This window comes from Bartonella sp. OD88NMGDW (genome assembly GCF_042193775.1).
Lineage (GTDB): Bacteria > Pseudomonadota > Alphaproteobacteria > Rhizobiales > Rhizobiaceae > Bartonella > Bartonella grahamii.
Genome location: NZ_JBHIMA010000009.1, coordinates 48,176 through 56,607, shown reverse-complemented (window position 1 = coordinate 56,607; position 8,432 = coordinate 48,176). Strand labels below are relative to the sequence as shown.

Below are 8,432 nucleotides of genomic sequence, written 5' to 3'. Positions count from 1 at the left end.
TCAAAGAAACATTAGAAACATTGTGCGAAGCGTGCTTTATAGAGAAATGTTAGAAAATCCTATTCCCTAACTTTTATCCACGTATCCCGTACTTTAAAAAAGATATATAAAATCAATAGATTGTGTACAGTAAAAAGAAACATGGTACGCCCAAGGGGAATCGAACCCCTGTTTCCGCCGTGAAAGGGCGATGTCCTAACCGCTAGACGATGGGCGCAAACCATTGATGAGGCTTATAGAGAGGATCTTTTTACTTCGCAAGCCCTCTGTGTCATTTTTTTTGAAAAAAGTGTGTTTTATTGAATAATTTTTGAGCAATTCCTGTTTGGATTGTTTCTTTTCAGTTTGAGTAGTAGGCAAAAATGATCAAAACATTATTTTAAATGTGTTTATTTTTTGCATATTTTATCGTTTGTTATCTTTTCTTGCACATGAGAATATTATTTAACTTGCTTGAAAGAGCCTTTATACAGAAGATTTCTTATTTGAGCTTATCATAAAGCAAAAAACTGTATAAATTTATGAAGTATAAAGCAAATATTTATTACCAAATTAACAAATAATAATAATCATACAAAAGTTTTTTGAGGATTAAGCTATATATTACTTTTATTTTAAAAATATAAATATATTATGTATGATGAAAATGAGAATATTAAATCAATTTTACAGAATATATTAAAAATATTTTTCTTATCTTTACTTTTACATGTTTGTGAGAAATTTAAAATTAAAACCTCTTCATTTGTTCCCTCACATATTTGGAAGGTTATTTATTTGAAAATGAATTAGCTTGGGTGAAGGGCAGATTGAGGTTTTTGTCATTTCAATTCGCTAGTTTTTCAAAGGGGTGGCGATAAGTTTAGGTAAAATATTCGAGTTTTGCAAATTTATTCTCCATATTTATAATATTGCAGAATTATGGTGTGCACATATTAAGTTTTGTTTTTTACTTTAATGTAAGGTTCTATTTTGATATATGGGTGCATTAAAGATTTATAGTTCAAGCTATGGAATGGTAGGAAGGAATGTGTTATTATCTACTGCTCTACTTTGTTTTATCCATTCTCTTAATTTATCATATGAAAGAATGTTTTTTGTCCAGTACTTGTTGATTTAGAAGAGATGTTTTTATTCTTTCTTACCAAGTATTCAATATTCTTTAATTTGTTATTGATTATTTTTTAGAACTTTTCTTTATGGCAACTTGCATTTATTAGTTTTACAGATTTTCATTCTGAATTAGATATTTTATAAAGATTCTGAAATCTTTGAAGACAATAAATATTATATTTTTAGGAATGTTGATTGAACAAGCGGGGATAATTCTATTGGAGAACATGGAGTGAATAGAGCGGGGTATTTCTTTTGTTCTTATGGATGTAAGTACTCTTTGTGTTGATTGGCACATCATTTAAACGATTTTTCAGTGAAGATAGGGATCAGTGGTTAATAATGGCAGAAGCTTTAAAAGTTGGTGTTGCGGGACTTGGTACGGTTGGTACTTCAGTTGTTCGAGCTCTATGTGAAAAAGCGAATAGTTTAGCTTGTCAATGTGGGCGATTCATCAAAGTCGTTGCTGTTAGTGCGCGCGATAAAAGCCGTAATCGTGGAATTGATCTCAGTGATATAAAATGGTTTGATTCACCTGTGGAGTTGGCTGCTTCTGATGAGATTGATGTTTTTGTAGAGTTAATTGGTGGTGAATTGGATGTGGTGTACACCGCTGTTAAGAGAGCGCTTGAGGCAGGACATCATGTTGTAACAGCCAATAAAGCTCTTCTTGCTCGACATGGAGTAGAGCTGGCTATAATTGCAGAAAAAAAAGGTGTTTTTCTTCATTTTGAAGCAGCTGTTGCAGGTGGAATTCCTGTCATCAAAGCGATGAGAGAATCACTTGTCAGTAATCACATATCCCGAATTTATGGTATTCTCAATGGAACCTGTAATTATATATTAACACGCATGTTTACGGAAGGCCTTTCATTTAAAGATTGTTTAGCAGATGCACAGAGACTTGGGTATGCTGAAGCAGATCCAAGTTTTGATATTGAGGGAAATGATACTGCTCATAAATTAGCTTTGTTGACAAGCTTGGCATTTGGAACGGCTGTTTCGTTAGATGATGTTTATGTTGAAGGAATTCATAATATTTCGCAAATTGATATTCGGGCAGCTGATGAATTAGGGTATCGGATTAAGCTTTTAGGGGTTGCATTAAAAACGGATTCTGGAATAGAGCAACGCGTTCATCCAACAATGGTACCAACATCTTCAATGATTGCACAGATAAATGGCGTAACCAATGCTCTTTCTATTCAAAGTGATTTATTAGGTGAATTACTGTTTTCTGGTCCTGGCGCCGGAGGAATGGCAACAGCATCAGCCGTTATTGGTGATTTGGCTGATATAGCAAAAGCGCGTTCTGGTTTTCAGTATGCACCTGTTTTAAGACGTCCAGCATTAGAACTTGCTCCTCATAAAAAAGCACGTATTTCGCATCATGCAGGGGGGTATTTTATTCGTTTAAATGTTCATGATCGTACTGGTGTTTTTGCTGCGGTCGCAAGGCATATGGCTGATAATCACATCTCATTGGAGTCGATTGTTCAAAGATCTTTTGTAGAAGATCAAATTGAAAAAACAATTATTTTAATTACGCATGAAACAACAGAGGTGAATGTACGACAGGCACTTGCAGAAATTGAAAAAGATGGACATCTTGTTGCAAAATCTCAATTTATTCGTATTGAGCCTATGGCAGAGAATTGATAACTTTCTTGATAATGACAAAAAGGCAAGCTTGAGTCCTTTTGTCTCTTGTGGAAAATTTTCATCTTTGCCAAAAACTTTATTCTTAGTATTTAATAAGGACTCATATTTTTTCTGGTATTCATTCGGTAGGATTTTTTCATATGCCCACAACTCAGAAGATTTTAAATGGACTTGATCGTATTTTGACGCTTGAATTGGTACGTGTTACTGAACGTGCTGCTGTTGCTGCTGCACGCTGGCGCGGGCGTGGCGATGAAAAAGCTGCGGATCAGGCTGCTGTAGATGCAATGCGGCAGGAACTTAATCGATTGCCTATTGATGGTACAGTGGTGATTGGTGAAGGTGAGCGGGATGAAGCGCCTATGCTTTATATTGGAGAAAAAGTAGGTCTTCAAAGTGGATTGGCGATCGATATTGCACTTGATCCACTAGAGGGAACAACACTTTGTGCTAAAAATATTGCCAATTCTTTGGCAGTAGTTGCAATTGCTGAAAAAGGTAATCTCCTTTATGCTCCTGATGTTTATATGAAAAAAATTGCTATTGGTCCTGGTTATCCAAAGGGAGTAGTAGACATAGATGCTTGTCCTACCGATAATATCTATGCTCTTGCGAAGGCTAAAGGAGTGGCTGTTAATCAGATTGTTGTTTGTATTATGGATAGGCCTCGTCATGAAAAGTTAATTAATGAAGTACGAGCGACAGGGGCATCGATTCGCTTGATTGGGGATGGAGATGTTGCTGCTGTTATTGATACAACTGATCCAGAAGAAACAGGTATTGATATCTATATGGGGATTGGGGGAGCACCTGAAGGTGTTTTAGCTTCTGCTGCTTTGCGCTGTATTGGAGGACAGATGCAAGGTCGTTTGCTGCTAGATACAGAAGAGAAAATTGCTCGTGCAGCTAAAATGGGGATTAGTGATCCCAATAAAGCTTATACAATGGAAGAAATGGCAAAGGGTGATGTTTTGTTTGCAGCAACAGGGGTGACAGATGGCAATATGCTTTCTGGTGTTAAATTTACATCTCGTTACATTCAAACGGAAACTCTCGTAATGCGCTCCCATACGGGTACAGTCCGTAATATTAAAGCGCAGCATAGAGATCATTCAAAATTTGATTAATGTTTTCTTTTTTCGTCATTAAAAATAGAGGGAGTTTTTTAGGAAATACGCTTCCATGAATCTGCTTTCATGGAAGCGTTTATAGATATGAGAATATCTTATTATTATGAGAGCTGGACAGAATGAACCCAGCCATTTTTATCTTCTATGTTCCCTTTTTGAAGGCCAACCAATTGTGTACGAAGCTGCTTTGTAACTTCTCCAACTGTTTCATTTCCAATAATAAATTCTCCCCCTTTATATTTAAAACGACCAATTGATGTGACAACGGCAGCTGTACCACAAGCAAAGACTTCTTTAAGGTGTCCACTCTTTGCATCTTCTTGAAGCGCTGCAAAAGAATAAGGACGCTCTTCTATTTTTAAACCCATTTGTTGAGCTAATCTTAAGATTGAATCACGAGTTATCCCTGGAAGGATAGTTCCATTAAGTGTGGGGGTTACAAGTGTATTATTGTCCATAATAAAGCAGACATTCATACCACCAAGTTCTTCAATCCATTTATGTTCAATCATATCAAGGAAGAGTACTTGGCTACAATTGTTTTCGGTTGCAGTTTTTTGTGCAAGTAAGCTTGCTGCATAGTTTCCACCACATTTCGCAGCGCCTGTGCCCCCTGGACCAGCGCGGCTATAATCTGTTTCAATCCATACACTAACAGATTTTTCTTCTCCTTTGAAATAGGATTCAACTGGAGAGGCTATGATACAAAAAAGATATTCTTGAGAAGGGCGGACTCCCAAAAAGTTTTCATTGCCAAACATAAATGGACGGATATAGAGGCTAGCGTTGGGATGATCAGAAACCCATTTTTGATCAATTTTTACTAATTGATGAACGGCATCCAGAAAAATATCTTTTGGCAATTCTGGCATAGCTAAACGCCTCGCTGATTCTATAAAGCGTTGTGCATTGGCATCAGGACGGAAGAGCAAGATGCGCCCATCTTTTGCTCGATATGCTTTTAAACCCTCAAAAATTTCCTGTCCGTAATGTAAAACGGTACTTGCAGGGTTAATTTCTAAAGCTTTGTATTGAGAAATGATGGCATTATGCCAGCCTTTGTCTTCAGTCCATTGAATAGTACACATGTGGTCTGTAAAAAATTGACCAAAACCGGGACTTTTTAAAATTTCTTCACACTTTTCTTCTGACAGAGGAGATGGGTGTTTTTCTATTTTAAAGGGAAGCGACGATATAGGAGATTTCATAAAAAAACCTTTTGAGTATGTTTCATTTTTATTAATAAAAATAATGAGATATTTTGATCACAACTCTATTATTAACAAAACCTTTGTGTCAATGTTTTATTATAGAACACAAAGAGGTTTATTATAGAATTCAAAGGCTATGATAGATATTTTAATTCTACTCTCGCCTCTTTTTCTCAACTTTATGAAGTAAGCTGGAACTTTTTTCTATAATTATCGTTTTCTCAAAATAAGTATCTGAATAATTTCATATATGCATATTGTCTAGAAATTAAAAGGTAAGGGAATTGAGAAAAGGAATCTACTATGATTGATAAAAATTATCACACATATGAAGAACGTATGGCAGCAGAAAGAAGAGATAGTGAACAACGTGTTTCAATCGCTAAGGGTATTTTTGCTATTCTTCTTGCGATCGTTATTATCTGGTTTGTTTTTGGTTTTTTAGGATCTTTTTTTGCAAAATCTCCTGAACATAGTTCGCGTTATAATACTCCAGAAACAAGTCAAAGCGTAACAACGCCCAAAAAAGATTTAAATTCGCTCCCTCCTGTACCTTATACTTATAAGGGTACGGAATGACTTTTTCATAAATATAATCTTTTAGATAGGGCGAAAATCGACGTAGATTAAGGAATAAAGTCAGCACAAAGACATAAAAAAGATTGGACGATTTTAATTTCTGAAGTTTTTGATACGTAATTAAATGGTATGGAAATAAATCATGCAACGGTTGTTAAAACCGTTGCATGATTGGTTTAGCGTGTGATGAAGCAGCTTCCACCAGAACTTTTAATGGATTCACAAAGGATTATGGCTTCATTACGGTCTTGCGCTTGAATCCGAACACGGTAATAAGTACCTTTTCCTGGTATAAAAGCGGATTGAATATTTAAAGAACGGGCACCGATAAGGAATCCAAACTTAGATTTCATATTTTTTAAAGAATTTCTAGCTAGCTCATGCGTTGGTTGAGATGCAAGTTGTACGTAATAACTTTCTGAATTTTGTGCTGCGACTTTGTTTGATGATGTGGGGCGAGACGCGGCGGGTGTTTCAACTTGTGTATTTCTTTCTGCATGAGAAGGAATAGGGATAAATTTTTCTTCAATATTTGAGTTAGAAGTACTTTCTGCGATTATTTTATCAATATTATTTTTGAGATCAAGGTCTATTTCTTGATTGTTTATATCAGAATCATGCGACGAAACAAGGGACGAATCTTGAAGTTCATTAGGAGTTTGATCAATGTTTTCTTCAGACTGAGCAGCAGTTTTGCTCTTTGTTTGATGTACGGGAGCTAGTGTAACTGTACCATCTTGATTTACAATAACAGTTTGTACTTCTTGCGTGGGAATAGTATGGTTTATGGCTTCTGTGACTGCATCTTCAACATCAGATTCATTTAAAGAAGAAGATGAAGCGTTTGAAGATTCTTCAGGATTTAATTCTTTTAAATTTTCAGGTTGTTCAGAGTTATCAATAAGAAATTGTTGTGTGTTTTCTTGTTTTTCATTTTGTTCAGTTGTTTGCTTATAGATATCTAAATTATGTGCAACATCATTTTTCGGTTCAGTTGTTTCTGGTTTGAATTTAAAAGGCGCATTATCAGCGTGGATAATGATCGTTTCTTCATTTTTTTGTGATGACATAAAAAAGTGCGAATAACCAGCAAATCCAATTCCTATTAAAATAAGTATAAAAATACCTTTAATGAAAGTTTTACCAAAAATAAAACTTTTTAAGGGAGGAGGAGCTGGTGGATGCGTGGGAACTTCATCTGAGCTTGTGTATGATGAATTCTCGCTAAAAGGGGGAAAATTATATTCCATATTGGCAGAAGAAAAATAGTCGGAATTTTGTTCTTTAGAGTTTATATAAACACCTTCTTTTGAATTTTGCATAGACTGATGAAAAACTTCACTAAAAACCTCATTTTTCTGTTGTTTTTGAGAAAAATTATCCGTTGGGACATTTCCTACATTAAGTACATCAGCAAATTCTTCCTCTAAACCACCACTAGTTGGCACATCATATTCTGGCGCTTCATACGGGACTTCTGGAACCATAATAGGGCCAGTTTTTTCTACGATTTCCTCTGAAAATTTATAAGTATCAACATTGGGAGGGGGAGTATCTCTGTGCGTATAGTTATGGGCAAAAAAGCCATCCGTTTGTTTTGTATTCAAAGAGGCTGATGAGGAAAGAAACTCATCTGAATTACTTTCATTATATGAAATTTCTCTATTTGGGTTAGAGGTACTTTCGGTGTTATTGATGTATTGGGCTTGAGCCTCATTATATATTGGAACTTTTTCGCTATAAGTTTCTTTTTGTGAAGGGTTTTCTTCAAAAAAATGGGGATAATTGGTTGTATGATCTTCTTGTGAAGCCCCCTTTAAATAAGATTGTCTATCAACTGGTGGAGAATCCAAAGGTGAGGAGAAGGTACTTTTTGTTTGATTTCTTGCAGTGTTTTGTCTTTCTGACATAAGGTTAGAAGATGAGAAAAACTCATTTGCCTCTGTAGAAGAGGAGACATCAGGATAAGAAGAGGAGACATCAGAATAATCTTTTTTGATCCAATTTTCTTGATCAGCTGAAATTTTATAGGGATGGTTTACAGGAGTGTCATAGAGGTTTTGATTGTCATCATGAGTTTGTTGTATATTCGTAGCTTTAGGCTGTTGTGAATTTGTTTGTGAAAAACGATTGGTTTGTTCAACAGATTCTGGAATCTCTTTCTTATTTTCGCGCCTTTCAGATTTATCAAAAAAGAAATTTTCTGATTCTGATTGTGAAATAAGATTACTTTTTTTATGAAACGAATCAGCACTGGTTGCTGTTGTTTTCTCTTGAGGGGATTGGTTCTTCGGGATTGGTAATGGAGAAAGCTCATCTAAAATTTGTTCTTCATCATGACTGCTAGGTGAAGAATATTTCTCTTCAGATAAATTATTTTGTTTTGAATGGTTGAAAGAAGCAGCTTGTGCGATATCTGAGGCTGTTGCGTTGCTGGTTGCATGCAAGTCCCATTGTTTTTTTTGATCATCAAACGGTAAGTCATGTGCTAAATTATTTTCAAGTTCCTCTTCTAGAAAGGACAAATAAAAATCATCATCATGGGATGATGTTTCGGGGTGAGATGTTGATCGATCTGTCTGTAAAGAAGATTGCTCATTTTGGTTTCCGCTTTGTTTGTGCGGATTAAAAATGCGCGTAAGTCTTTCCAAAGGATCATGGTGTTCATGATCGTGTTTTGTTTCGTGTAGATTTTTGCGATCGTTATCGCTCATAGCTTTTCTCACATGGTGATTTG

The 8,432-nt window shown here is 35.5% G+C and carries 5 protein-coding genes and 1 tRNA gene; 3 read left to right on the top strand and 3 right to left on the bottom strand.

The genetic code is table 11. The features are described 5' to 3' along the window. Positions 1-142: 142 nt before the first annotated feature. Positions 143-217, bottom strand: a tRNA-Glu gene (locus ACFIJR_RS07605). Positions 218-1,455: 1,238 nt separating this feature from the next. Here ACFIJR_RS07605 and ACFIJR_RS07600 point away from each other — a divergent pair. Then, positions 1,456-2,772: a homoserine dehydrogenase gene (locus tag ACFIJR_RS07600; RefSeq protein ID WP_375625979.1), complete on the top strand. Its 1,317-nt coding sequence runs from the start codon at positions 1,456-1,458 to the stop codon at positions 2,770-2,772. Between the two features lie 143 nt (positions 2,773-2,915). After that, a complete protein-coding gene (glpX, locus tag ACFIJR_RS07595) occupies positions 2,916-3,902 on the top strand; it encodes a class II fructose-bisphosphatase (protein WP_375625978.1) in 987 nt (328 codons plus the stop codon). A gap of 104 nt (positions 3,903-4,006) precedes the next feature. Here glpX and ACFIJR_RS07590 read toward each other — a convergent pair whose 3' ends face one another. Next, entirely contained in the window at positions 4,007-5,113 is a 1,107-nt protein-coding gene (locus ACFIJR_RS07590) for a branched-chain amino acid aminotransferase (protein WP_375625977.1), read from the bottom strand. A 306-nt stretch (positions 5,114-5,419) separates the two neighbouring features. On the opposite strand from ACFIJR_RS07590, the gene ACFIJR_RS07585 reads away from it, so the two are divergent. Then, positions 5,420-5,695: a hypothetical protein gene (locus ACFIJR_RS07585; protein WP_375625976.1), complete on the top strand. Its 276-nt coding sequence runs from the start codon at positions 5,420-5,422 to the stop codon at positions 5,693-5,695. A gap of 176 nt (positions 5,696-5,871) precedes the next feature. On the opposite strand, the gene ACFIJR_RS07580 is transcribed toward ACFIJR_RS07585, so the two are convergent. Continuing rightward, positions 5,872-8,409 (bottom strand): SPOR domain-containing protein, encoded by a 2,538-nt coding sequence (locus tag ACFIJR_RS07580; protein ID WP_375653909.1) that lies wholly within the window; start codon positions 8,407-8,409, stop codon positions 5,872-5,874. Positions 8,410-8,432: the final 23 nt, after the last annotated feature.

What these genes read in the sequence shown, in the direction of transcription:
- ACFIJR_RS07600 (WP_375625979.1), top strand. Translation starts at nt 1,456, where the DNA reads ATGGCAGAAGCTTTAAAAGTTGGTGTTGCGGGACTTGGTACGGTTGGT.
- glpX (WP_375625978.1), top strand. Translation starts at nt 2,916, where the DNA reads ATGCCCACAACTCAGAAGATTTTAAATGGACTTGATCGTATTTTGACG.
- ACFIJR_RS07590 (WP_375625977.1), bottom strand. Translation starts at nt 5,113, where the DNA reads ATGAAATCTCCTATATCGTCGCTTCCCTTTAAAATAGAAAAACACCCA.
- ACFIJR_RS07585 (WP_375625976.1), top strand. Translation starts at nt 5,420, where the DNA reads ATGATTGATAAAAATTATCACACATATGAAGAACGTATGGCAGCAGAA.
- ACFIJR_RS07580 (WP_375653909.1), bottom strand. Translation starts at nt 8,409, where the DNA reads ATGAGCGATAACGATCGCAAAAATCTACACGAAACAAAACACGATCAT.